General features: G+C 50.5%; 2 protein-coding genes. One reads left to right on the top strand and one right to left on the bottom strand.

Annotated elements, in window-relative coordinates:
• Positions 1–419 (top strand): tautomerase family protein (locus AC1DLB_RS30835; protein WP_477786384.1); only part of this gene is annotated, 419 nt, incomplete at its 5' end.
• Positions 420–585: 166 nt separating this feature from the next.
• Here AC1DLB_RS30835 and AC1DLB_RS30830 read toward each other — a convergent pair.
• A partial coding sequence (locus AC1DLB_RS30830) for a DUF6196 family protein (protein WP_477786383.1) occupies positions 586–1025 on the bottom strand: 440 nt, incomplete at its 5' end.

Genomic DNA, 1025 nt, shown 5'->3' with positions numbered 1-1025 from the left:
CACCTATAGTAGTTATACGCTTGCAAGGAATCGCAATGATCACCGTCTATGGAATTGACTACAATTTAAATGCCAAAAAAGCACAGATGTCCGATGTGCTACATAATTGCATGACTACCGTTCTTGGGTTACCCGAAGACAAGCGTGCTCACCGTTTCGTCCCGCTAGATAAAACTAATTTCTATTACCCCGGCGGCAGATCTGAAAAATACACAGTAATCGAAATAAGCATGATTTCTGGGCGAACGGAAGAAACAAAAAAGAAGCTCATAAAGCAAATATTTACAGACTTTGAGCGAAACTTGGCTATAAATCCGGTTGACGTTGAAATCACAATATTTGAGCAACCAAGTCATTGCTGGGGATTCCGAGGGATCACAGGCGATGAGGCAACCTTGAGTTACAGGGTTAACGTATAACAAGCGGTTCAAGCCGTTCGCTTCGCTCTCTGGGACCGCGTACCGCGGTTCCTTGATTTATTTTCTCGACTCAAATCATCCACTTTTTGGCCGGTTTAGGTCTTCCGGGAACGGCTGCTATTCAATCGGCCAAAAGCGAACACTTGGGCACGCGCGACCATATCCGCTACCGGGAAACTCCCATTTCCCCGGCCGCTCGGCCATCAACCAAAGCCTGGATCTCTGCGAAGACACCCGAAGCAAGGCTGGCCGGGACGCCCCAATAATCAAATATCCCGCCCTCATCTCTGTTTTGGCCGCAAGTGACGAAAACGCCAGTTCCAAAATGCCGCTTCAGACGCATCGCCAACCAGCCCACGAATCCGCTGTTGTCTACGTTTTCAGGGAAATGGAAACGGAAGACGCCGAACAGTTCTCGCTCGATGTCGTCGCAAGGGACCAGTTGACTCCATACCTTGTCGTCTCGAACGAGCGCCAGTGCGTCGGGATATGCCGCACCAGGAAACGATGACAAGGGAAACTCCAAAAACGTATATGTGCCAGGAAAGAACCGGACGCGCGCCTGAGAGGTCACGTGCAGCAGTCGGCGCTCGGTATCCGCTGCCG

It is taken from the genome of Pseudomonas sp. 05N434, from assembly GCF_056396965.1.
This window is presented reverse-complemented; position numbering and strand designations above follow the sequence as displayed.